At 69.5% G+C, this 23,557-nt stretch carries 24 protein-coding genes; 12 read left to right on the top strand and 12 right to left on the bottom strand.

What is annotated here, in order from left to right; translation table 11 throughout:
- Positions 1-48: 48 nt before the first annotated feature.
- Positions 49-2,004 (bottom strand): lytic transglycosylase domain-containing protein, encoded by a 1,956-nt coding sequence (locus tag AC1RQF_RS11120; protein WP_273999505.1) that lies wholly within the window; start codon positions 2,002-2,004, stop codon positions 49-51.
- Positions 2,005-2,024: 20 nt separating this feature from the next.
- Here AC1RQF_RS11120 and AC1RQF_RS11115 point away from each other — a divergent pair, with 20 nt between their 5' ends.
- Positions 2,025-2,621: a 5-formyltetrahydrofolate cyclo-ligase gene (locus AC1RQF_RS11115; RefSeq protein ID WP_492872055.1), complete on the top strand. Its 597-nt coding sequence runs from the start codon at positions 2,025-2,027 to the stop codon at positions 2,619-2,621.
- A gap of 7 nt (positions 2,622-2,628) precedes the next feature.
- Here AC1RQF_RS11115 and AC1RQF_RS11110 read toward each other — a convergent pair whose 3' ends face one another.
- Positions 2,629-3,141 (bottom strand): winged helix DNA-binding protein, encoded by a 513-nt coding sequence (locus AC1RQF_RS11110; protein ID WP_273999509.1) that lies wholly within the window; start codon positions 3,139-3,141, stop codon positions 2,629-2,631.
- A gap of 149 nt (positions 3,142-3,290) precedes the next feature.
- On the opposite strand from AC1RQF_RS11110, the gene pxpB reads away from it, so the two are divergent.
- From pxpB to AC1RQF_RS11085, 5 genes are all read left to right on the top strand, one after another.
- A complete protein-coding gene (gene pxpB / locus AC1RQF_RS11105) occupies positions 3,291-3,947 on the top strand; it encodes a 5-oxoprolinase subunit PxpB (protein WP_273999510.1) in 657 nt (218 codons plus the stop codon).
- Positions 3,944-5,014, top strand: coding sequence for a 5-oxoprolinase subunit C family protein (locus tag AC1RQF_RS11100; RefSeq protein WP_273999512.1), 1,071 nt, complete (start codon positions 3,944-3,946; stop codon positions 5,012-5,014). Before pxpB ends, AC1RQF_RS11100 begins: the two co-directional genes overlap by 4 nt.
- Positions 5,015-5,061: 47 nt before the next feature.
- Positions 5,062-5,826: a 5-oxoprolinase subunit PxpA gene (pxpA, locus tag AC1RQF_RS11095; protein WP_273999513.1), complete on the top strand. Its 765-nt coding sequence runs from the start codon at positions 5,062-5,064 to the stop codon at positions 5,824-5,826.
- Positions 5,827-6,014: 188 nt separating this feature from the next.
- Positions 6,015-6,734 carry a DUF969 domain-containing protein gene (locus AC1RQF_RS11090; protein ID WP_492872054.1) on the top strand — a complete coding sequence of 240 codons (720 nt, stop codon included), beginning with the start codon at positions 6,015-6,017 and terminating at the stop codon, positions 6,732-6,734.
- Positions 6,731-7,687 carry a DUF979 domain-containing protein gene (locus AC1RQF_RS11085; RefSeq protein ID WP_252982494.1) on the top strand — a complete coding sequence of 319 codons (957 nt, stop codon included), beginning with the start codon at positions 6,731-6,733 and terminating at the stop codon, positions 7,685-7,687. The genes AC1RQF_RS11090 and AC1RQF_RS11085 overlap by 4 nt, the downstream gene beginning before the upstream one ends.
- A 429-nt stretch (positions 7,688-8,116) precedes the next feature.
- On the opposite strand, the gene AC1RQF_RS11080 is transcribed toward AC1RQF_RS11085, so the two are convergent.
- From AC1RQF_RS11080 to AC1RQF_RS11055, 6 genes are all read right to left on the bottom strand, one after another.
- Positions 8,117-9,262 carry a TraB/GumN family protein gene (locus tag AC1RQF_RS11080; protein ID WP_492872053.1) on the bottom strand — a complete coding sequence of 382 codons (1,146 nt, stop codon included), beginning with the start codon at positions 9,260-9,262 and terminating at the stop codon, positions 8,117-8,119.
- Positions 9,255-10,259 carry a peptide ABC transporter ATP-binding protein gene (locus AC1RQF_RS11075; RefSeq protein WP_273999519.1) on the bottom strand — a complete coding sequence of 335 codons (1,005 nt, stop codon included), beginning with the start codon at positions 10,257-10,259 and terminating at the stop codon, positions 9,255-9,257. The genes AC1RQF_RS11080 and AC1RQF_RS11075 overlap by 8 nt, the downstream gene beginning before the upstream one ends.
- Positions 10,256-11,251: an ABC transporter ATP-binding protein gene (locus AC1RQF_RS11070; protein ID WP_492872052.1), complete on the bottom strand. Its 996-nt coding sequence runs from the start codon at positions 11,249-11,251 to the stop codon at positions 10,256-10,258. Before AC1RQF_RS11070 ends, AC1RQF_RS11075 begins: the two co-directional genes overlap by 4 nt.
- An 84-nt stretch (positions 11,252-11,335) precedes the next feature.
- A complete protein-coding gene (locus tag AC1RQF_RS11065) occupies positions 11,336-12,253 on the bottom strand; it encodes an ABC transporter permease subunit (protein ID WP_273999522.1) in 918 nt (305 codons plus the stop codon).
- Positions 12,254-12,257: 4 nt separating this feature from the next.
- Entirely contained in the window at positions 12,258-13,268 is a 1,011-nt protein-coding gene (locus AC1RQF_RS11060) for an ABC transporter permease subunit (RefSeq protein WP_273999523.1), read from the bottom strand.
- A 114-nt stretch (positions 13,269-13,382) separates the two neighbouring features.
- On the bottom strand, positions 13,383-15,011 hold the full coding sequence (locus AC1RQF_RS11055; protein ID WP_273999524.1) for an ABC transporter substrate-binding protein: 1,629 nt from the start codon (positions 15,009-15,011) through the stop codon (positions 13,383-13,385).
- A gap of 57 nt (positions 15,012-15,068) precedes the next feature.
- Here AC1RQF_RS11055 and AC1RQF_RS11050 point away from each other — a divergent pair, with 57 nt between their 5' ends.
- Complete coding sequence (locus AC1RQF_RS11050; RefSeq protein ID WP_492872051.1) at positions 15,069-15,335, top strand: hypothetical protein; 267 nt, start codon at positions 15,069-15,071, stop codon at positions 15,333-15,335.
- A 73-nt stretch (positions 15,336-15,408) separates the two neighbouring features.
- On the opposite strand, the gene AC1RQF_RS11045 is transcribed toward AC1RQF_RS11050, so the two are convergent.
- The 4 genes from AC1RQF_RS11045 to AC1RQF_RS11030 form a co-directional block, all read right to left on the bottom strand.
- Positions 15,409-16,719, bottom strand: a complete 1,311-nt coding sequence (locus tag AC1RQF_RS11045; RefSeq protein WP_492872077.1) for an MFS transporter — start codon at positions 16,717-16,719, stop codon at positions 15,409-15,411.
- Positions 16,720-16,891: 172 nt separating this feature from the next.
- Complete coding sequence (locus tag AC1RQF_RS11040) at positions 16,892-17,203, bottom strand: high-potential iron-sulfur protein (protein ID WP_273999527.1); 312 nt, start codon at positions 17,201-17,203, stop codon at positions 16,892-16,894.
- Positions 17,204-17,339: 136 nt separating this feature from the next.
- Positions 17,340-18,455 carry an NAD(P)/FAD-dependent oxidoreductase gene (locus AC1RQF_RS11035; protein ID WP_492872050.1) on the bottom strand — a complete coding sequence of 372 codons (1,116 nt, stop codon included), beginning with the start codon at positions 18,453-18,455 and terminating at the stop codon, positions 17,340-17,342.
- Between the two features lie 69 nt (positions 18,456-18,524).
- A complete protein-coding gene (locus AC1RQF_RS11030) occupies positions 18,525-19,502 on the bottom strand; it encodes an AAA family ATPase (protein ID WP_273999529.1) in 978 nt (325 codons plus the stop codon).
- 223 nt (positions 19,503-19,725) lie between these two features.
- Here AC1RQF_RS11030 and AC1RQF_RS11025 point away from each other — a divergent pair, with 223 nt between their 5' ends.
- The 5 genes from AC1RQF_RS11025 to AC1RQF_RS11005 all read left to right on the top strand — a co-directional run bounded on the left by AC1RQF_RS11025 (position 19,726) and on the right by AC1RQF_RS11005 (position 23,546).
- Positions 19,726-20,433 (top strand): nitroreductase, encoded by a 708-nt coding sequence (locus AC1RQF_RS11025; RefSeq protein WP_273999530.1) that lies wholly within the window; start codon positions 19,726-19,728, stop codon positions 20,431-20,433.
- Between the two features lie 75 nt (positions 20,434-20,508).
- Positions 20,509-21,054, top strand: a complete 546-nt coding sequence (locus AC1RQF_RS11020; RefSeq protein WP_492872049.1) for a hypothetical protein — start codon at positions 20,509-20,511, stop codon at positions 21,052-21,054.
- A gap of 6 nt (positions 21,055-21,060) precedes the next feature.
- Positions 21,061-21,870 (top strand): endonuclease/exonuclease/phosphatase family protein, encoded by an 810-nt coding sequence (locus AC1RQF_RS11015; RefSeq protein WP_273999532.1) that lies wholly within the window; start codon positions 21,061-21,063, stop codon positions 21,868-21,870.
- Positions 21,871-21,940: 70 nt separating this feature from the next.
- A complete protein-coding gene (locus tag AC1RQF_RS11010; RefSeq protein WP_273999534.1) occupies positions 21,941-22,585 on the top strand; it encodes a LysE family translocator in 645 nt (214 codons plus the stop codon).
- 190 nt (positions 22,586-22,775) lie between these two features.
- A complete protein-coding gene (locus AC1RQF_RS11005; RefSeq protein WP_273999536.1) occupies positions 22,776-23,546 on the top strand; it encodes a ferredoxin--NADP reductase in 771 nt (256 codons plus the stop codon).
- Positions 23,547-23,557 lie beyond the last annotated feature (11 nt).

The raw sequence follows: 23,557 nt of genomic DNA, 5'->3' as shown, positions 1-23,557 counted from the left end.
GCGAAAACCGCCTGCCGCCTCAGGCGCGGCAGGCCGGCGAAACGATGGCTAGGGCGCGATGAAGCCCAGCCGCGCCTTCAGCGACTGCGGCTTGCCTTCGAACAGCGCCGCGTAATACGTGGTGTTGGACAGCACGTTCTTCACGTAGTCGCGGGTCTCGTTGAACGGGATCGTCTCCGCGAAGATCGCGCCTTCCACCGGCTGCACGAGCACCTGCCGCCACTGCCGCGGGCGGCCCGGCCCGGCGTTGTAGCCGGCCGTCGCGAGCACCGCGGAGTTGTCGAACTTCTGGTAGATATCCGACAGATACCAGGTGCCGAGCTGGATGTTGGTGTCGATGTCGTGCATCTGCGCGCGCGACACGGCGCCGAGCCCGAGCTTCTTCGCGACCAGCTGCGCGGTGGCCGGCATCAGCTGCATCAGGCCGCCCGCGCCCACCGACGAACGCGCATTGGTGATGAAGCGCGATTCCTGCCGGATCAGCCCGTACGCCCATTCGACATCGAGCCCGTTGCCCTGCGCGTAGCGCTCGACGATGCTGCGGTACGGCGACGGATAGCGCAGCGTGAAGTCGTGCTCGACCTTGGTGCGGTCGGCGGTGTTGACCGTGCGGTCGAGCAGGTCGACGCGCTTGCCGTATTCGGCCGCGGCGAGCAGTTGGCGATCGGTCATGCCGCGCAGCGGCCAGTTCCATTCGCGATTGCCTTCGAGGCGCAGGTTCAGCGCATAGAAACGCTGCGCGAGCGCGAAGCCCGGCACCTTGCTCATCTCGCTGATCTCGGCGTCGGTCACCGTGGTGCGCGGCGGGATCTCGGTCTTCTGGCCCAGTTCCTCGCCCGCCAGCTGGCCGTAGAAGTTGAACTGACCGGCGATCTGTTCGAATTCCTGGTTCGCCTTCAGCGTGTCGCCGCTGCGCTTGAGCGCGCGCGCATGCCAGTAGATCCAGGTCGGCTGGGCGCGCAGCGCATCGGGCATCTGCTCGATCGACCAGCGCACCATCGGCCAATCGCCGACCAGCAGCGCGCTGCGGGTGCGCCACTCGTACGCGCCGGTCGACAACGACGCGTCCTTCGATTTCTGGTACCAGAGCGCGGCCTGCGGCAGCCGCTTCAGCGCGGCCTGATAGCCGATCGCGCCCCAGGCGGTCGCCTGCTCCGCGTTGTTGAGCGACGCCGCGACCGAGGTCAGCGAGCCCGCCGCCGCGTCCGGATCGTTGCGCGCCATGCGCATGATCGCGAGCAGCGCGAGCTGCCGCGAAGCCGGATCGCTGCCGACGCCGCGCGCCAGATACAGCGGCGGCGCGCTGGTGGCCTGGTCGAAGCCGGCCGGGCGCGGGCCCAGCGCGTCGACCAGCTTGCCGCCGAGGGTCGTGTAGTTCTGCTCGTACGCGGCGCGCACCTGCGCCCACACGTCGTCGCTCGAGAACTGCTGGTTGACCGACAGCGCGGTGACCAGGTCGACGCACGCGTCGCCGTAATACTTGGGCTCGACGAGCAGCGCGCGCGCCGCGTCCGCGACGTTCTCGCCGCGCGACGCGCGCGATTCGAGCGCGTAGCACTTGACCTGGGTGTCGTCGTCGAGCACGAAGCGCTTGTACTGGTCGTCGAAGTTGCGCCAGTCGTGGCGCGCGCCGAGCACCAGCAGGTAGTCGTTGCGCAGCCGGTCGGCGATCGCCTGGCCGTCGTAGCGCGCAAGGAACGACAGCACCGGCGCGTCGGGCGCGTCGGGCCGCGCGCGGCCGCTCGAATCGAACAATTGCGGCTTGATCTGGAAATACTCGACGTAGGACTGCGCCGGATAGTTCGGCAGCAGCGCGGCGAGCTGCGCGGCGCGCGCGGGATCGTTCCTGCGCGCGGCTTCGCGCAGCTGCACGAAGGTCTGGTCGTCGCCCGAGGTGGCGTCGTCGGCGGACTGCGCGGCGCAGGAGACCGTCCCCGCGGTCAACACCGCGGCGACGAAGCTCATCAGGGCCGCGCGATATACTCGAAAAAAGCTGGTCGACATCGTTTTGAATGGAGCACGAAGTGAGCGAAAGCATAGCACGCCCCCCCGCCGCGAACGCGAAGCAGGCGCTGCGCAAAACGCTTGCCGCCGCCCGCCGCGACGCGGCCGCCGCGCCGCTTGCCGACGCCGCGCTCGCCCGGCGGCTGCGCGCGCTGCTCGATGCCCAGCCGGCGCGCACGCTCGGCTTCTACTGGCCCCTCGCGGGCGAGTTCGACGCGCGCCCGACGGTGTCCGACTGGCTCGCCGCCGACGCCCGCCGGCGCGCCGCGCTGCCGGTGATCGAGACGCCCCACGCGCCGCTCGCGTTCCATGCCTGGGCGCCCGGCGCGCCGATGCGCGAGGGCCATCACCGGATCCCCGAGCCGGCCGCGGGCGCGCCGCTCGTGCCGGAGCTGCTGCTGATTCCCTGCGTGGGCTTCGACGAGGCGGGCTACCGGCTCGGCTACGGCGGCGGCTACTACGACCGCACGCTCGCGGCCTGGCCCGGCGCCGCCCCGCCCGTCACGCTCGGCGTGGCCTACGACGCCTGCGGCGTGGCCGCGCTGCCGCGCGATGCGCACGACCGGCCGCTCGACTGGATCGTCACCGACGCGCGCACGCTGCGGCGCGCCGGCTGACGCGCGGCTACAACGACGCCGCCGCGCGCGCGGCCGTGTCGTAGAGGCCCGAGGCATTGCGCAAAAGCTGCGCGGATTCGCCGATCTGCTCGTTGGTCAGGCCGCTTTCCTTGAGCGTCTCGATCAGGCAATGCTCGCGCACCTCGCGATACTTGAGGCACAGGTCGCGACCGGCCGGGGTGGCCGAGAAGAACACCTCCTTGCCGGTCTTTTCGCTTTTTACATACCCTCGGGCCACAAGTTTCTTGAGGGCGTAGGTCGCGACATGCGTATCCTCGATATTGAGGACGAAGCAGATGTCCGCGAGCTTCTTCTTGCGCTCGCGGTGGCTCACGTGATGCAGCAGCGACACCTCGACCGCCGTCATGTCCTTCGCGCCCGCGGCCGCCATGCACCTCACCATCCAGCGGTTGAATGCGTTGCTCGCCATGATGAGGCCATATTCCAGCTCGGATAATTCCGCGCTGGACTCGGAGACGAGATGTTCGGAAGACACGATCTTGGTCGGTGCGCGCTGCATGGCGGAAACAATCCGGCTCGGGTCGAAGGTGAGCCGCAGTGTACGCCAGAACCCCCGCGCCGCCTGCTCCGCAAAAACGCTTATTGAGAAGTTATCGACATTTTATTGACAATGTATTCTTGATCGATGCCCTGCCGCATCCTGGACCGATGACCACACCCCGCCTCTATCCGCTCGGCGATTCCGCGCTGGTCTGCGAAACGCCTCCGCCCGCGACCCTGGACTGCCAGCGCCGCATCTGGGCCGTCGCCGACACCGCGCGCGGCTGGCCGCACGTCGTCGACGTCGTGCCGGGCATGAACAACCTGACCATTGTGTTCGACCCGCTCGCCACCTCCGCCGACGCGCTGCTGCCGCTGCTGCAGGCGGCCTGGGACGCGCCCGGCGACCTCGCGGACGACGGCCGCGAGGTCGAGATCCCGGTGGAATACGGCGGCGCATCCGGCCCCGATCTCGACGCGGTCGCCGCGCATACCGGGCTGTCGGCCGACGAAGTCGTGCGGCGTCACGCGGCCGGCCGCTACGTGGTGTTCTTCCTCGGCTTCCAGCCGGGCTTCAGCTACCTGGGCGGGCTCGAACCGGCGCTCCACACGCCGCGCCGCGCCGCGCCGCGGCTCGAAGTGCCGGCCGGCTCGGTCGGCATCGGCGGCGCGCAGACCGGCATCTACCCGGCCGCCGCGCCGGGCGGCTGGCAATTGATCGGCCGCACCCGGCTGCCGCTGTTCGACCCGGCGCAGACGCCGCCCACCTTGCTGCGGCCGGGCGACCGGGTCCGCTTCACGATCGCGGAGGGCCCCCGCCGATGAACCGTCACGCATCCGCAGGCAGCATCGAGGTGCTGCGCGCCGGCCCCTTGTCCACGGTGCAGGATCTCGGCCGGCAGGGCTTCCGCCACCTGGGCGTCGCGCAGGGCGGCGCGCTCGACTCGCTCGCGCTCGAGGTCGGCAACCGGCTGGTCGGCAACCGGCCGGACGCGGCGGCCGTCGAGATCACGCTCGGCCCCGCGTCGTTCCGCTTCCCGCGCGCGGCCCGGGTCGCGATCACCGGCACCGAATTCGGCGCGACGCTCGACGGCCAGCCCGTCTATTCGTGGTGGAGCCTGCCCGTCGCGGCCGGCCAGACCCTGGTGCTGCCCGCCGCGAAACGCGGGATGCGCGGCTACCTGTGCATCGCGGGCGGGATCGACGTGCTGCCGATGATCGGCTCGCGCAGCACCGACCTCGCCTCGCGCTACGGCGGCCTCGGCGGCCGCGCGCTGCGCGACGGCGACCGTCTGCCGGTGGGCGCGCCCGCGGCCGACACGCCGGGCTGCCTCGCGCCCGACGCGCGCGAATTCGGCGTGAAGGCGCCCGCCTGGTGCGCCTTCACCCGCTTCGACGACGCGCCGCGCCGCCACAAGAGCACGCACGCGGCCTGGGCGATGCCGGTGCGGGTGCTGCCCGGCCCGCAGTATCCGAGCTTCACGCCGGCCGCGCAGCAGGCGCTGTGGGACGACGAATGGCTCGTGACCCCGAACAGCAACCGGATGGGCTACCGGCTCTCGGGCACCGCCCTGACGCGCGCGAAGTCCGACGACCTGCTGTCGCACGCGGTGCTGCCCGGCACGATCCAGGTGCCGCCGAACGGCCAGCCGATCGTGCTGATGCATGATGCGCAGACGACGGGCGGCTATCCGAAGATCGGCTCGGTGATCCGCGCCGATCTGTGGAAACTCGCGCAGGCGCGCCTGAACCTGCCGATCCGCTTCGTGCTCGCCACGCCCGACGCCGCGCGCGATGCGCTCGCGGCCGAGCGCGCGTACCTGCGGCAGATCGACGTGGCCATCGACATGCACGAAGAAGCGCGCGCACGCGCGCAGTCCCGGGCCGCGTGACGGCGGCCCGCCCATCCCGACAACAACAGGCTCCTGACGAGGACAACATGGAAATCGATCTGAACGCCGATCTCGGCGAAGGCTGCGGCTCCGACGAGGCGCTGCTCGAACTCGTGAGTTCCGCCAACATCGCGTGCGGCTGGCACGCGGGCGGCGCGCAGGCGATGCGCGACTGCGTGCGCTGGGCCGTCGAGAAGAACGTCGCGATCGGCGCGCACCCGAGCTTCCACGACCCCGAGAACTTCGGCCGCAAGGAAATGGACCTGCCGGCGGGCGAGATCTATGCGGGCGTGCTGTACCAGCTCGGCGCGCTGTCCGCGATCGCGCAGGCCGAGGGCGGCCGGATCGCGCACGTGAAACCGCACGGCGCGCTCTACAACCAGGCCGCGCGCGACCCGCAGATCGCCGACGCCGTGGTGTCCGCGATCCATGACTTCGACCCGTCGGTGGCGGTGTTCGGCCTCGCCAACAGCGGCTTCATCGCGGCGGCGCGGCAGGCGGGCCTCAGCGCGGTCGAGGAAGTATTCGCCGACCGCGGCTACCGCGCCGACGGCTCGCTCGTGCCGCGCAGCCAGCCCGGCGCGCTGATCGAAAACGAAGACGAGATGCTCGAGCGCACGCTCGAGATGGTGCGCGGCCAGCGGGTGCGCGCGGTCACGGGCGAGTGGGTGCCGCTCAGCGCGCAGACCGTCTGCCTGCACGGCGACGGCCCGCATGCGCTCGCGTTCGCGCGCCGCATCCGCGCGGCGCTCGAACACGCCGGCATCGACATCGCCGCGCCCAACGCGCTGCACGCGGACGCGCGCGCCTGACGCGCAGCCGCCGCCAACCGTTTTTCGCTTTATCCGTCGCGCGCCGCTTCCGGCGGCGCGCGCGGCGACGTGCAGCCTCAAGCGGCCGTTAGAGCCGCTGAAGCGCGCCGGCGCGGCCCTGTCGCGCGCCGCGGCGCGCCGGCCCGCCATCGGCGGCCGGCGCCTTTTCCCTAGTTTGGAGATCGTCCATGCAGAGCACCGTGAATCTATGGCCGCTGATCGGCGTCGCCGTGATCATCCTCGGCTTCGTGCTGCGTTTCAATCCGATGCTGATCGTCACCGCCGCCGCGCTCGCGACTGCCGTGAGCGCCCACTTTCCACCAGATCGCATCCTCGCCGCGATCGGCGCCGGCTTCCTGAAGACCCGCAACATCCCGCTCATCATCCTGCTGCCGCTCGCGGTGATCGGCCTGCTCGAACGGCACGGCCTGCGCGAGCGCGCGCAGGCGTGGATCTCGACGATCCGCGCGGCCACCGCGGGCCGCCTGCTGATCGTCTACCTGCTGGTGCGCGAGCTGACGGCCGCGGTCGGGCTCACGGGCCTGGGCGGGCATCCGCAGATGGTGCGGCCGCTGATCGCGCCGATGGCCGAGGGCGCGGCCGAGCACCGCTACGGCCCGCTGCCCGAATCGATCCGGCACCGGCTGCGCGCGTATGCGGCCGCCACCGACAACGTCGGCCTGTTCTTCGGCGAGGACATCTTCGTCGCGTTCGGCGCGATCGTGCTGATGGTGACCTTCCTGAAGGAGGCGGGCATCGCCGTCGAGCCGATGCACGTCGCGCTGTGGGGCATCCCGACCGCGCTCTGCGCCTTCCTGATCCACGGCTTCCGGCTGTGGCTGCTCGACCGCCGGCTCGAGCGCGAGCTGGGCGGAGCCGCCGCCGCACCGTCGGGAGACCGCGCATGACGCTCACCCTCACCTATCTGTTCTGGCTGCTCGGACTCGTGCTGCTCGCGGTCGGCGCGATGATCGTCAGCGATCGCGACCATCCGCGCCGCTTCACCGCGGGCGGCTTCTGGATCGTCTATGCGCTGGTGTTCCTGGTCGGCGACCACCTGCCCGTCGAGCTGGTCGGCCTGCTCGTGATCGTGATGGCGCTGATCGCCGGCTTCGGCGGCGTGACGGCCGCGCGGCCGCGGCTGCTGTCCGACGACGCGCGCCGCGCCAGCGCCGCGCGGCTCGGCAACCGGCTGTTCGTGCCGGCGCTCACGATTCCCGCCGTGACGGTCGTGGTGACGCTCGCGGCCCCGCACCTGCACGTCGCGGGCGCGCCGCTGATCGATCCGAAGAACGCCACGCTGGTCGGCTTCGGCATCGGCTGCGTGGCCGCGCTCGCGCTCGCCTGCGCGCTGACCCGCGACACGGTCGGCCAGTCGCTGCGCGAAACGCGCCGCCTCGTCGACGCGCTGTCCTGGGCCGCGGTGCTGCCGCAGCTGCTCGGCATGCTCGGGCTCGTGTTCGCGGACGCGGGCGTCGGCAAGGCGGTCGCGCACCTGACCACCGCCTATATCAGCGTCGACTTCCGCCTCGTCGCGGTGGCCGTGTACTGCATCGGGATGGCGCTGTTCACGATGGTGATGGGCAACGGCTTCGCCGCGTTCCCGGTGATGACGGGCGGCGTGGGCGTGCCGATCCTCGTCAACGTGTTCCACGGCGACCCGGCGGTGATGGTCGCGATCGGCATGTTCTCCGGCTACTGCGGCACGCTGATGACGCCGATGGCAGCGAACTTCAACATGGTGCCCGCCGCGCTGCTCGAACTGCCGGACAAGAACGCCGTGATCAAGGTGCAGGTGCCGACCGCGCTCGCGATCCTCGCCGCCAACATCGTTCTGCTGAATATCCTGATGTTCCGGTGAACGCGCGCGGAAAAAGAAAAAGCGCCGAACCGGCGCTTTTTTTCGAACACGATGTGGCGAATCAATCAGCCATCCTTAAATGTGACATCGAAAGACGTCACCCTTATTCGTGGCCCGCTGCGCATCGCGGATCAAAACGCGTCCGCCCATCCGGTACGACCTCCCCCCGGCCAGACGGCGGAACGTTCAGATCAAGCTGCACGTGCCCGCATGCGATTCATTTTGATGTGGCCCCGCCTGCATGCAGACCGAACGCCGCCGGCACGTCGATACGTGCCGGCAACGCCAACCCCGCGCTGTTTTTCTGGTGCTTCCCCGTAGTGCTTTTGTCGATTTGAAAACGTTGTGGAGTGGAGAATAGATTTTGCCCGCGGGGGTGTCAATTACTGAAACGCGATTCATCGACAACCGGGGGAATGTCCCGATGCGTCAGCCGGCGTCGATCCGCCAACCTTGCTGACGCAACAGTTCGAGCACGCCTTTCAGGCCGCCGAGATGCAGCGCGCCGATCGCAACGAACACCGGCCGGTTCGGCGCGGCGATCTGCGTCATGCGGACCACGAAGCGCCGGTTGCGCTCGTACAGGATCTTGCCGTCGATGCGCTCCGCCACCGCCCTCACGCGCGCGAGCCGCTCGGTCTTCGCGGTCGCCCATGCGGCGAGCGCATCGGCGTCGCCAATTCGCCACAGTCGATGCAGCGCCTTCACGTCGGCCGCGTTCTGCGCGGGCGTCTGCACCATGTCCTGCGCGAGCATTTCGCGCTGCTCCGCGAGCGTGAGCCCGGTGAACGCGCGCATCTGCTCGGCCAGCGTTTCGAGGCCGACCACCTTGCCGCCCTTCTTGCCCAGGAACACGTTCTGCAATTGCGCCTCGGTGCCGTATTCCGTCTGCAAGCCGGCCGACAGCGAATCATAGGTTTCGACCACCAGCGCCGCGAGCCACGGGCGCATCCGGCGGATCCCCGCGAGCGCCGCCGGATTCCCGTGCAGGCGATTCGCGAGCTTCTGCCACAACGGCTCGGGCAGCAGCTTCGGCAGGCATTCGTAGCGGCACACGCCGTACTTCGATACGTCGTCCTGCGATTCGAGCAGGTCGTCCGGCGACAGTTCGAGCGCGAGCGTCGGCGACGCGGCGAGCGCGGCCAGGATCGTCCGGCGGAACGGCAGGGCCGGCGGATAGTCGGCGGGGTCGCCGATATGCAGCGTGCCGAGCACGTAGAGCGTGAGCTTGCCCTTGGTCGCGACGTAGAACGGCATGCGTGCGGGCTGGGTGCGCACCGCGCCGCTCGACACCGTGCCATTGGTCGTGGCGGGCGGCGCGTGGAAGCCCGGCAGCGACAGGCCGGGCGGCGGGATCTGCGCGGGATGCAGCGGCGCGTTCGCGGCGGCCGCGCCGCTCGCATGGGCGGGCCGCACCGGCGTCAGCACGCCGGCCGCCGCGCACGCACCGGCGAGCAGCAGCCCGGCGAGCGCGCGGATGCGCCAGCGCCGGGCCTGCCGGCGGGCCCGCATCACGCGGGCGCCGGCGCAACGCATACGGCGCGCGAACCGGCGCGCCGCTCCTGCTTCAGGCATTCACCTCCCCTACTTCCTCGGCGCGATGGCACGCCACGAGCCGGCCGTCGACCTCGCGCAACGCCGGCACCTCGGCCCGGCAGCGCGCGGCCGCATACGGGCAGCGCTGGTGGAACGCGCAGCCCGACGGCGGATTGAGCGGCGACGGCAGCTCGCCCTCGAGCTTGATCTGGATCCTGCGATCCGACTCGAAGATCGCGGGCGTCGCCGACATCAGCGAGCGCGTGTACGGATGGCGCGGCCGCGCGTAGAGCGTCTGCTTGTCGCCCACTTCCGCGACGCTGCCGAAATACATCACCATCACTTCGTCGGCGATGTGCTCGACCACCGCGAGGTTGTGCGAGATGAACACGTAGCTGGTGCCGAACTGTTCCTGCAGGTCCATGAACAGATTGAGGATCTGCGCCTGGATCGACACGTCGAGCGCGGACACCGGCTCGTCGGCGACGACAATCTGCGGATCGAGGATCATCGCGCGCGCGATCGCGACGCGCTGGCGCTGCCCGCCCGAGAACATGTGCGGATAGCGCTTCGCATGCTCGGGACGCAGCCCGACCGTGCGCATGATCTCGGCGATGCGCTGCGCGCGCTCGGCGGCCGACAGCGGCGTGTTGATCGCGAGCGGCTCGCCGAGCGTCTGCTCGACGGTCTTGCGCGGATTCAGCGACGCGAACGGATTCTGGAACACCATCTGCACGCGGCGGCGCAGCCCGGCGATCGTCGCGCGGTCCGCGCCGGCGACGTCGCGGCCGTCGATCGACAGGCGGCCCGAGGTGGGCGGCTCGATCAAGGTCAGCTGGCGCGCGAGCGTCGATTTGCCGCAGCCCGATTCGCCGACGACGGCAAGCGTCTTGCCGCGCTTCAGCTGGAACGACACGCCGTTGAGCGCCTTCACGGTGCCCTGCCCGAACATGCCGCGACGCACCGAATAATGCTTCGCGAGCTGATCGGCGACGAGCACGACGTCGTCGCGGGACGTTGCTGGTACTGCGTTCATCGTGCGCCTCCCGGTGTGCCGATCGCATGCAGGTTCAAGGGCTTGATGCAGCGCGCGCGCATCGCGTCGTTGCCGGCGACGAGCACGTCGAGCGCGGGACGCGCCTTCGTGCAGCCGTCGGCCACGTACTTGCAGCGCGGCGCGAACAGGCAGCCGCCCGGCCGGTCGTCGCGGCCCGGCACCATCCCCGGCAGCGCGGCCAGCCGGCGCGCGCCCGCGTTGTGCTCGGGAATCGCGGCCAGCAGCGCCTCAGTATACGGGTGATGCGGCGACGCGAAGATGTCGGGCACCCGGTTGGTCTCGATCACCTCGCCCGCATACATCACGGCAACCCGCTGCGCGACCTCGGACACCACCGCGAGATCGTGCGAGATCAGCACGAGCGCCATGCCGCGCTCTTTCTGCAGCCGCACCAGCAGGTCCATGATCTGGGCCTGGATGGTCACGTCGAGCGCGGTGGTCGGTTCGTCGGCGATCAGCAGCTTCGGATTGCACGCCACCGCCATCGCGATCATCACGCGCTGGTTCATGCCGCCCGACATCTGGTGCGGGAAGGTGTCGATGCGGTTCTTCGCATCGGGGATCCCGACCTGGTCGAGCAGCTCGAGCGCGCGCCGCTTGAGCGCATCGCCGCGCAGCCCCTCGTGCAGCTTCAGCACCTCCTTGATCTGGTAGCCGACCGTGTAGCTCGGGTTCAGGCTCGTCAGCGCATCCTGGAACACCATCGCGATGTCCTTGCCGATGATCCGGCGCCGCGCCTTCGGGCTCGCCTTGAGCAGGTCGACGCCGTTGAACGTGACCTCGTCGGCGGTGACGACGCCGGGCGCGTCGATTAGGCCCATCAGCGCCATCATCGTCACGCTCTTGCCCGAGCCGGATTCGCCGACCACGCCGACCACCTCGCCCGGCGCGATCGACAGGTTGATCCGGTCGACCGCGGGCAGGCCGTTGAAGTTCACCGCGAGATTGCGGATGCTCAGAAGATCGCTCATGCCGCCCTCCGCCGCGCCGTCCCGTCCAGGATGGCCGCGCCCCCTCGGGGCCGCGCGCACAACAAGCTTGGGAGTCGTTTCATCTCAGGCCATCCGTTTGAGTTTGGGGTCGAGCGCGTCGCGCAGCCCGTCGCCGAGCAGGTTGATCGCGAGCACCGAAATCAGGATCGACAGGCCGGGCATCGTGACGATCCACCAGGCGTTGTCGATGTAGTCGCGCGCGGAGGCGAGCATCGCGCCCCACTCGGCGGTCGGCGGTTGTACGCCGAGGCCGAGGAAGCCGAGCGCGGCCGCGTCGAGGATCGCCGACGAGAAGCCGAGCGTGGCCTGCACGATCAGCGGCGCCGTGCAGTTCGGCAGCACCTGCGAGAACATCAGGCGCAGCGTGCCGGCGCCCGCGACGCGCGACGCGGTCACGTATTCCTTTTGCAGCTCGCCGAGCGCGGAGGCGCGCGTCAGGCGCACATAGCCCGGCAGCGCGACGATCGCGATCGCGAACATCGTATTGGTGAGCCCGGGCCCGATGATCGCGACCACCGCGACCGCGAGCAGCAGCGACGGCAGCGCGAGCAGCACGTCCATCACGCGCATCACCGGCGTGTCGGCCCACTTCTGGAAGAACGCGGCGACGAGCCCGAGCACGATGCCCGGGATCAGCGCGAGCACGACCGACACGAAGCCGATCCAGAACGACATGCGCGCGCCGTACATCAGGCGCGAGAGGATGTCGCGGCCCGCCTCGTCGGTGCCGAGCACGAACTGCCAGTTGCCGCCCGCGAGCCACGCGGGCGGGATCTTCACGTAGTCGCGGTACTGCTCGATCGGGCTGTGCGGCGCGATCAGCGGCGCGCACAGCGCGACGAAGATCAGCACGAACACGACGAGGCCCGCGCCGACCGCGCCACGGTTGCGGGAGAAATTGGCCCAGAACTCGCGCAGCGCGAGCGCCCGGCCGCTCGCCGGCGCGACCCGGCCCGGCATGGCGTTTTGCAGATTGCTCATGGCATTACCTCGTATGACGGATGCGCGGGTTCAACACGCCGTACAGCAGGTCGACGACCAGGTTCACGACGATCACGAGCGTCGCGATCAACAGGATGCCGCCCTGCACGACCGGATAGTCGCGGCGGCCGATCGCATCGATCAGCCACTTGCCGACGCCGGGCCACGAGAACAGGGTTTCGGTCAGCACCGCGCCGGCCAGCAGCGTGCCGACCTGCAGGCCGATCACGGTGACGACCGGGATCAGCGCGTTGCGCAGCGCATGCACGACGATCACGCGGCCGGGCGACAGGCCCTTCGCGCGCGCGGTGCGGATGTAGTCCTCGCGCAGCACCTCGAGCATCGAGGAGCGCGTCATGCGCGCGATCACCGCGAGCGGGATCGTGCCGAGCACGATCGCGGGCAGGATCAGATGGCTGACCGCCGACGCGAACGCGCCTTCGTCGCCGGACAGCAGCGTGTCGATCAGCATGAAGCCGGTGGCGTGCGGGATCTCGTATTCGACCGCGATGCGGCCGGACACCGGGGTCCAGCCGAGGTACGACGAGAACACCATGATGAGGATGAGGCCCCACCAGAAGATCGGCATCGAATAACCGGTGAGGGCCGTGCCCATCACGCCGTGGTCGACCAGCGTGCCGCGCCGCAGCGCGGCGATCACGCCGGCCGGCAGGCCGACGGCGAGCGCGAACAGCAGCGCGCACAGCGACAGCTCGACGGTGGCGGGGAAACGGGCGAGGAACTCGCTCATCACGCTGGTGTTGGTGATGATCGAGGTGCCGAGGTCGCCGTGCAGCGCACGGCCGACGTAGTGCAGGTACTGGGTCGGCAGCGGCTCGTCGAGCCCGAGGCGATGCATCGCCTCGGCGTGCATCGCGGGGTCGACGCCGCGCTCGCCCATCATCACTTCGATCGGATCGCCCGGTATCAGGTGAATCAGCGCGAACGCAAGGATGGTGATGCCGATGAAGGTCGGAATCACCATCCCGATGCGGCGCAAGACAAATCGGAACATGAGGCGTCTCGAGTTTTCTTGGGGGGAAATGTGCGACCGGCGACGGGGAGCGTCAGGCCCCCCGTCGCCGGATGGTTATCGTCCAGCCGATGGGAACAGCTTACCCGCCGCGCCTTACTTGACGCCGACGCCGTCGAAGCGCAGGTAGCCGAGCGGCTCGATGCGCATGTCGACGACGTTCTTGCGCACCGGCAGGTAGACGGTCGAGTTCGCGATCGGCGAGAACGGCAGCTGCTGCGCGAAGATCTGCTGCGCCTGCATGTAGATCTTCGTGCGGGCGTCCTGGCCCGAGGTCACGCGGCCCTTCTGGACCAGGTCGTCGAACGGCTTGTAGCACCACTTCGAGAAGTTGTTGCCCTTGACGGCCTCGCAGCCGAGCAGCGTGCCGAGCCAGTTGTCGGGATCGCCGTTGTCGCCCGTCCAGCCGATCAGCATCGTGTCGTGCTCGCCCGCGTGGGAGCGCTTCATGTACTCGCCCCACTCATACGAGACGATCTTCGCGCGCACGCCGATCTTCGCCCAGTCGGCCTGGATCATCTCGGCCATCAGGCGCGCGTTCGGGTTGTACGGGCGCTGCACGGGCATCGCCCACAGCGTGATGTCGAAGCCGCCCGCGAGGCCGGCCTTCGCGAGCAGCGCCTTGGCCTTCGCGAGGTCGGTCGGCGCGGCCTTCAGGTTCTTGTCGTACGACCATTGGGTCGGCGGCATCGGCGCATCGGCGGCCTGGCCCGCGCTCTGGTAGACGGATTCGAGGATCGCCTTCTTGTTGATCGCCATGTCGAGCGCCTGCCGCACCTCGAGCTTCTCGAGCGGCTTGTGCTGGACGTTGTAGGCGACGTAGCCGAGATTGAAACCGGCCTGCGACGGCATGTCGACGCTCGGCTCGGCCTTGAGGGTCGCGATGTCGGCGGGGCGCGGATAGATCATCACCTGGCACTCGTTGCGCTTGATCTTCTGCACGCGCACGCCCGGGTCGGGGGTGATCGAGAAGATCAGCTTCGCGAGCTTCACCTCGCCCTTCTTCCAGTAGTCGGGATTGCCGTCGAAGCGGATCGTCGCGTCCTTCGTGTAGCTGCGGAACACGAACGGGCCGGTGCCGATCGGCTTCTGGTTGATGTCGGCGGCCTTGCCCGCCTTGAGCAGCTGGTCCGCGTACTCGGCCGACAGGATCGACGCGAATTCCATCGCCATGTTCTGGATGAACGGCGCGTTCGGCTCCGCGAGGACGAAGCGGACCGTGTACGGGTCGACCTTCTCGACCTTGGTGATCAGCTTGTCGAGGCCCATGTCGGTGAAGTACGGGAACGACGCCGGGTAGGCCTTGCGGAACGGCTGGTTCGGATCGAGCATGCGCTGGAACGTGAACACGACGTCGTCCGCGTTGAATTCGCGGCTGGGCTTGAAGTAGTCGGTGGTATGGAACTTGACGCCGTGGCGCAGCGAGAACGTGTAGACCTTGCCGTCGGGCGAGACGTCCCACTTCTCGGCGAGGCCGGGCTCGACCTTGGTGCCGCCGCGCTCGAACTCGACGAGGCGGTTGTAGACCGTGAAGGTGGCGGCGGTGAAATCGACGCCGGTGGTGTACTGCGCGGAATCGAAACCCGACGGGCTGCCTTCTGAGCAGTAGACGAGCGTTTTGTTCGGGATCTGCGCGAATGCGGAGCCCGCGATGCCGAGCGATGCCGCTGCGACGCCCGCGATGGCGGTAACACGCAGTGCGCGCAACAGACGGTTATGTTCCATGTTTCCTCCAAGTCTCCAGTTCGGGGCTGGCCTGGGGCCAGCGTAGGCGGATATTACTTGAGCTTTCGATCGGGAAACAAGCTGGAGAAAATTCGCGATGCGGAGCGAATTGCGGCGGGAGCGGTAAAGGGCTTTTATCGCGCGGCCGGCCGGCCTGCCCCGGCCCGCTTGCCTGACAAGCATCCGGCGACAACTCGCGCCATCGTCATGTCATTTTGCGCGCGAGTCCCGTTTATTTTGTCCGCAGCATTTTGCGCTATGACCGGATTTTCTTTGTTTAAGCGCCTTTTTGCTTTTTGTTTATCACTTTTTCGTCGACGATGATTTTAGACCGGGCGCAGGTCATGCATCGCGCGCCTGCGTTCGCCCACCCCCGCCGCGTCATCAATGCCGACGCTCAAGCCGGCCGCCGCCCCGAATCGAGGTCCGCCGAGCGCGCGGGCACGAACGCCACCGCGACGATCGACAAGGCGAGCCCGGCCATCACGTAGTAGGTCGGCGCGAGCGGCGTGCCGGTCGCCTGGATCAGCCAGGTCACGACGAACTGTCCGAAGCCGCCGAACAGCATCACCGCGACGTTGTAGGCCAGCGACAGGCCGGTCGACCGGATATGAGCGGGGAACAGTTCGGCGATCATCGCGCCGAACGGCCCGTAGTAGCCGGCCAGCGTGACCGACAGCACCGCCTGCACGATCACGAGGCGCGCGATGCTCGGCGCCGCGTCGAGCCACACGAACAGCGGATAGATGAGCACGAGCGTGAGGCCGAGCGACCACAGCGACAGCCCCTTGCGGCCGATCCGGTCGGACCAGGCGCCCGCGACGGGCGACAGCACGGTGAGCAGCAGGTTGCCGACGATCACCGCGTAGAACGATTGCGCATAGGGCAGCTTGAGTTGCTTGACCGCGAAGGTCGGCAGATAGCCGATCAGGATGTAGATCGTCACCGTCAGCGCGACCACCGAGCCCAGCCCGCAGACGACTTCGCGCCCGTGCGAGGCGAACACCTCGCGCAGCGTGGCGCGCCGCGCGCTCTGGCGCCCGTGCAGGAACGCCTCCGAATCGGCGAGATGCCGGCGGATGTAGAAGCCGACCGGCCCGATCACGAGCCCGAGCAGGAACGGCACGCGCCAGCCCCACGCATGCAGCGCCTCGGTCGAGAGCCCGCGCGTGACGGCCGCGCCGACCAGCGCGCCGATCAGGAACGCCGACGCCTGGCTCGCCATCTGCCAGCTGCCGTAGAAGCCGCGCTTCGAGAACGGCGCCGCCTCGATCAGCAGCGCGGTCGCGCTGCCGAATTCGCCGCCCGCCGAGAAGCCCTGCAACAGCCGCCCGAACACGATCAGGAGCGGCGCGCCGATGCCGATCGCCGCGTAGGTCGGGGCGACCGCGAGCAGGAACATGCCCACCGTCATCAGCAGGATCACGAGCGACAGCGCCGCCTTGCGCCCCGCCCGGTCGGCGTAGAGCCCGAGCACGACGCCGCCGATCGGGCGCATCACGAAGGCCACGCCGAAGGTGGCCGTGGTCAGCAGCAGGGACGCGTATTCGTCGTGAGTCGGAAAGAACAGCGCGGCGATCACCACCGCCATGAAACTGAACACGGTGAAGTCGTACCATTCGAGCGCATTGCCGATCACCGCCGCCACCACCGCGCGCCGGTTCAGCGTCCGGCCCGCCATCCTCGTCGAATCCGCCACCGATGCCATGCCTCCCCCACCCGTCGATTCCATGGCGTGCGCATTGTCGCGGCGCACCGCTCGTCTGTCGTGCAGCGAGTGTAGAAAGCACCGGAATCGTTTTCAAGCAATAAAAAAACGCCCGTCATCGTTTCATGACGGGCGCTCTTCAGGTCGTGCACGGCGCGATGCGCCGCGGGCGTCACGCCATCTTCGTGAAGGCGCTGCACCAGCCCTTCGCCGACACCTGCTTGCCCGCGAAGGCGCCGCACGGGCCCGAGGCCGCCCCCTTCTTGCCCTGGTACAGCATGCAGGCCGCGCAATCCTGGCCGGCCGCGTACCTCGGATACTTGGCCTTGTCGACCTTGGTCGCATCGGCCCTGTAGCCGAGCGCGGCCGCGGTCGGATCGGTTTCGGCCAGCAGCGGCGCATCGGCCAGCGCCTGGCGCGACAAGGCGAGCGCCGACACGGCGCCCACGCTCGAAATCAGGAAACTCCGGCGAGACGTTTTCATGGGAACTTGCTCCGACATATTGTGGGTGTTGTGCTGCTCTGGCGGCAGCAGCGCACAAGCATACCCCTCAAGTCCCCTGCGTGCGCCCCCAATTCCGGAGATAAGCCGCGGCGCACGCCGCCCGGGCGCGCCCCGGCTACGCGCGCGCCGCGAACTCGCCGACCCGCTGCGCGATCGCGAGCGCGGCGGTCAGCCCCGGCGACTCGATGCCGTACAGGTTCACGAGCCCGCGCACGCCGTGCTGCGCCGGCCCCTGGATCATGAAATCGGCGGCCGGCTCGCCCGGCCCGGCGATCTTCGGCCGGATCCCCGCGTAGGCCGGCTGCAGCGCGCCGTCGGGCAGGCCCGGCCAGTAGCCGCGGATCGCCGCGTAGAACGCCTGCGCGCGATGCGGATCGACGTCGTAGCGCAGCGTGTCGATCCACTCGACGTCGGGGCCGAAACGCGCCTGGCCGCCGAGATCGAGCGTGAGGTGCACGCCGAGCCCGGCCCGGTCGGGCATCGGATAGACGAGGTGGGAGAACGGCGCGCGCCCCGCGAGGCTGAAGTAATTGCCGCGCGCCAGATAGAGCGGCGGCACCCAGCGCGGATCGAGCCCCGTGATGCGCCGCGCGAGCGCCTGGGCGCCCAGCCCCGCGCAGTTGATCACGCAGCCCGCGCCGAACTCGGCCGGCTCCGCGCCGCCCGTGCGCACCACGAAGTCGCCGCCGCGCGTCGCGTCGATGGTCTCGACGGGCGACTGCAGCGCGCACGCCGCGCCGCCGCGCTCGGCGTCGCCGAGCAGCGCGAGCATCAGCTGGTGGCTGTCGACGATGCCCGTGCTCGGCGAGAACAGCGCGCCGATGCATTCGAGTTCGGGTTCGAGCGCCTGCACCTCGTCGCGCGACAGCGGCAGCAGGTCGAGCACGCCGTTTTCTTCGGCGCGCGCGGCGATCAACTTCATCTGCTTGAGCTGCGCGGGATTCGCGGCGACGATCAGCTTGCCGCAGCGCCGGTGAGGTACATGGTGGGTTTCGCAGAAGTGATACAGGAGATCGCGGCCGTGCACGCACAGCGCCGCCTTCAGCGAACCGCGCGGATAGTAGAGCCCCGCATGGATCACCTCGCTGTTGCGCGAGCTCGTGCCGGTGCCGATCGCGTCGGCGGACTCGAGGATCAGCGTCTCGCGGCCGCGGGCCGCCAGTTCCCGTGCAATCGCCAGGCCGACCACGCCGGCCCCGATCACCACACAGTCAATCCGCTCCATTGTCATTCGCGTCGCTCGCGCACGAAAGCAGAGCCCCGATTGTACGTCGTGCGGCGCAGCACTGCCGATCCCGGCTCAGAAACCGATCGGACGCCGCCGCCCGCCGCCCTCCGCGCGGATGTCGTGCGGCGCCACCGCATCGCGGCCGTCGAGGCGCGCCGCGCCGAACGCGTGCAGCAGCGCGCGCCGCATCGCGCGCGGCGGCAGCGCCGCGAGCACGTCGAGCACGGCGGCGTCGGGCGCCTCCGGGAAGCGCCGGCCCCAGGCGTGCGCCTCGCGGATCTCGCCGTAGATCGCGCGCGCGATGCGCCGCGCGCCCGCCGCGTCGGGCGGCTCGATCTCGTAGACGTTCATGCGGTTGAGAATCGGCTCGGGAATCGCCTGCGCGTCGTTCGCGGTCGCGATCCAGATCACGTTGCCCGCATCGATCGGCACCTCCGCGAACTCGTCGATGAACGCGCGCGCGGTATCGTGCTCGAGCAGCGCGTACAGCGCGCCGAGCGGATCGTACTGAGCGTCGCTGCCAGCCTTGTCGAGTTCGTCGACCGTGATCACCGGGTTCGCGTAGCTGCCGTTGACGAGCGCGTCGAACACCTTGCCCGGCTTCGCGTTCTTCCATTGCGACGACGCGCCCGACAGGATCCAGCCGGCCGTCAGCGAACTCATCGGCACGTAGTGGTACGCGGTGCCGAGCAGCTGCGCGAGCGCCTTCGCGAAATGGGTCTTGCCGATGCCCGGCGCGCCGAGCAGCAGGATCGGCATCAGTTCGAGCCGATCCTCGGTTTCGAGGCACAGCGCGACCTGCTTGCGCACGTCGTCGAGCGGCGCGGCGAAGTTCGGCAGCGCGTCGACCAGCTCGTCGAAGGCCGGCATCCGGTTCGGCTTCACGCAGAAGCGCAGGTTGCCCGTCTTCAGCATCTTCTCGTAGGTCGCGCGCAGCGCATCGCTCGCGCCTTCGTTCAGGTCGTTCAGCGCCGTCTCCACCCGCTCGAGATCGTAGACCGTGCTGAACGACGCGACCGCCAGTTCCTGCCTCACCATCGCCGTCGTCATCGCCCACCTCTTCCCGCCGTCGTCCATCCATCGGACCCCTTCGATTTCAGTGTAGCGGGCCCGCCCGCGCGCGCAAGCCAGCAGCCGACCGCGTCTGCTGCTGACACCGGCGCGCCGCTGCACGCGGCGCGCGCCGCGCGTATCATCTAAGCTTCGCCGTGCGGGCCGCGGGCGGGCCGTCGGGTCCGGCGCGCGGGCCGCGCCGCCGCTTCAGGAATCGCCGATGTCCGACCCTTCCCCCTCCGACGACGCGCTGCGCGCCGTCGACGCCGCCCTCGCCTCGCGCCGCTCGGTCCGCGCCTTCCTGCCCACGCCGGTGCCGCGCGCGACGCTCGAGGCGATCCTCGCGGCCGCGAGCCGCGCGCCGTCGGGCAGCAACCTCCAGCCGTGGCGCGTCTACGCGGCGACGGGCGCGACCCGCGACACCCTGGCGGCCGCGCTGACCGCCGCGCACGACGATCCCGCGCGCGACGCGAAATATGCTGCGGAATACCCCTATTACCCGCGCGAATGGCGCTCGCCGTACCTGGAGCGCCGCCGCAAGATCGGCTGGGACCTGTACGGGCTCCTCGGCATCGCGCGCGGCGACCACGCGCGCATGCATGCGCAGCTCGCGCGCAACTTCTGTTTCTTCGACGCGCCCGTCGCGCTGTTCTTCACGATCGACCGCCTGATGACGCAAGGGGGCTGGCTCGACTACGGGATGTTCCTGCAGAGCATCATGATCGCGGCCCGCGCACGCGGCCTCGACACCTGCCCGCAGGCGGCGTTCACGCCGTTCCACGGCGTCATCGCCGCGCACCTGGCGGTTCCGGCGCACGAACAGCTCGTATGCGGCATGTCGCTCGGCTACGCCGACCCCGGCGCGCGCGCGAACCAGCTCGTCACCGAACGCGCCGAGGTGACCGAGTTCACCCGCTTCTTCGCTTGAAGATGCCGGCGCGACGCCCCACCTGTTCTCCTCGTCCGGCCTGCTCCGCCCCCGTGCGCCGCATCCCGGCGTTCGTTGCTTTCGTACAAGCGTAAGATGACTCCCTGCTTCTTTATCCGGCGTTCGCGCCACCTCGTCATGCTCAGAACCTGCGTTGCCGGCGCGCTCGCCGCCGTCTCGCTCGCCGTGCTCGCGCAGAGCGGTGCGCCGCCCGTCGTGGACTGGCAGATCCAGGTGGTGCGCGACGGCCAGACGATCGATACGTTCGAGCATCGCACCACGGTCGGCCAGACCCGCACCGACACGCACCGCACGACGCCCGCCGGCTGCGCGGCGTCGGCGGCCGCCTCGGCCGCCGGCGCGCAGCCCGAGCCGTCGCGCACCGTGACGGTCGCGCCGCTCTACGTCGAGGGCGCCTCGATCGCGCTCGCGATCGACACGCAGGACACCCTCGCCGACACGTCGTCGCACGACAGCGGCGGCTGCGTCGCGGCCACGCGCCAGATCGTCGCGAGCCACCCGGGCCTGAACGTGCGCGCCGACGACTGGACCGACTGGGTCGTGGCCGAGCACGATCCGCGCCTCGTCTACCGCGTGCGCGCGCGCACCGCGCAGGACTGAGCCGTCATGGCCACGCCCGACCTTCGTCCGTTCGCCGCGCCGCAGGCCGCGCCCGCCAACGAGATCACCGCGGTCAGCTGGAACCTGCACAAGGGCCGCTCGCCGCTCGGCTTCACCGCGTGGAACGCGATGCGCAACTGGATGCAGTCGACCCACGCCGACGTGTACTTCCTGCAGGAAGCGATGGCGCGCCGCCTGCCGCGCCCGGTGCTCGCCCCCGGCTTCGGCGCGCCGATGGACGATGCGCTCGACGACGTCTGGCATTGCCAGGCGACCGAGATCGCCCGCGCGCTCGACTGGCAGATCGCGCTCGGCCCCAATGTGTTCAAGCCGTCATGGCGGCACGGCAATGCGATCCTGTCGCCGCATCCGCTCGACCTCGGCGGCCGCTGGGACATCTCCGCGCACCGCTTCGAACGGCGCGGGCTGCTCGTCGCGCGCGCGACGCTCGCGGGCGCGCAGCCCGTCACGCTGCTGTGCGCGCACCTCGCGCTCACGCGCGCCGCGCGCCTGCGCCAGATGAACTGGATCGCGCACTGGATCGACCGCCACGCGCGCACCGGCCCGCTCATGCTGGCGGGCGACTTCAACGACTGGCGCAACGATTCCGTGCCGCTGTTCGGCGAGATCGGGATGACGGAGGTCGCGACGCTGCTCGGCGAATCCGGCCGCACGTTCCCCGCGTTCTCGCCCGCGCTCGCGCTCGACAAGATGTTCGTGCGCGGCCTCACGCCGCTCGAATGGAGCGCGCCCGGGCAGGAAGCCGCGTGGCTGTCCGACCACCTGCCGTACATCGCGCGGCTGCGGCTCGACTGATGCGCGCGGGCGCGGCGGCGGCGCGTTACAGTAGCGGCTTGCCCCCGTTCCGTCCGTTCCGCGCCGCGCCATGAGCTACCTGCCGATCCTGCTGCAAATCGCCGTCGTCTACCTGGTCGCCGCCATCACGCCGGGGCCGAATTTCTTCATGGTGTCGCAACTGTCGCTCGCCGGCCGGCGCGGCCTCGGGGCCGCCTCGGCATGCGGCGTCGGCACCGCGTCGGTGATCTGGGCGAGCCTCGCGCTGCTCGGGCTGTCCGCGCTGCTGCATCAGGTCGCGTGGCTCTACGAGGGCATCCGGATCGCGGGCGCGCTCTACCTGGTCTACTTCGGCGCCAAGCTGCTGCGCGCGAGCGCACGGCCCGGCCCGGCCGCGCCGGACGAAACGGCCGGCGTCCCTGCCGGGCCGGCGCGGCCGGCGGACTATCTGCGCGCGTACCGCACCGGGCTCTTCACCTGTCTCACCAATCCCAAGTCCTGCGCGTTCTGGACCAGCGTGTTCGCCGCGATGCTGCCCGCCCGCGTGCCGACGTGGTTCGACGGCGCCGTGCTGGTGACGATCGGCGCGCTGTCGGCCGGCTGGTATCTCAGCGTCGCGCTGCTGTTCGCGAGCGCGCGCGCGCAGGCCGGTTACCGGCGCGTGCGCCGGCCGCTCGACGCGCTGTGCGGCGCGGCGCTCGTGGGCCTCGGCGCGAAGCTCGCGGCCGACCGCTGAGGCCCGCGCCGACGCGCTCGCCCGGCCGGCTTCCCCCGGTCGCGCCCGGGTCCGCCACGCGGGCGCGCCAAGCAAGGTAAAATAACGAGTTTCCCATTCGTCTGTTATCGAGTAGGCGTGCGTTCCCGCCCGCCATCGGCCGGTCCGCGGATCGGGCCGGTGCCCTCGTTTTTCGCCCGATTCCGAAGCCATGAGCAAATACGACACCGCTATCGTCCAATCCGTCCACCACTGGACCGACACGCTGTTCAGCTTTACCTGCACCCGCGAGCAGAGCCTCCGTTTCAACAACGGCGAATTCACGATGGTCGGCCTGGAAGTCGACGGCAAGCCGCTGGCCCGCGCGTACAGCATCGTCAGCCCGAACTACGAGGAGCACCTCGAGTTCTTCAGCATCAAGGTGCAGGACGGCCCGCTGACCTCCCGCCTGCAGCACCTGAAGGTCGGCGACCCCGTGCTGATCGGCAAGAAGCCGACGGGCACGCTGATCGCCGACAACCTGCTGCCGGGCAAGGTTCTGTGGCTGTTGTCGACGGGCACGGGCCTCGCGCCGTTCATGTCGATCATCCGCGATCCGGAGATCTACGACCGCTTCGACAAGATCGTGCTCACGCACACCTGCCGCCTGAAGGGCGAGCTGGCCTATATGGATTACATCAAGCACGACCTGCCGGGCCACGAGTACCTGGGCGACATCATCAAGGAAAAGCTCGTCTATTACCCGACCGTCACCCGCGAGGAATTCGAGAACGAGGGCCGCATCACCGACCTGATCGCGACGGGCAAGCTGTTCACCGACCTGGACCTGCCCGCGTTCTCGCCGGAACACGACCGCGTGATGCTGTGCGGCAGCACCGCGATGCTGCGCGACACCACGGAACTGCTGAAGCAGGCCGGGCTCGTCGAAGGGAAGAACAGCGCGCCGGGCCACTACGTGATCGAGCGGGCCTTCGTTGATTGAACCCCGTTAGT

It is taken from the genome of Burkholderia sp. GW821-FHT14F03, from assembly GCF_058803765.1.
This window is presented reverse-complemented; position numbering and strand designations above follow the sequence as displayed.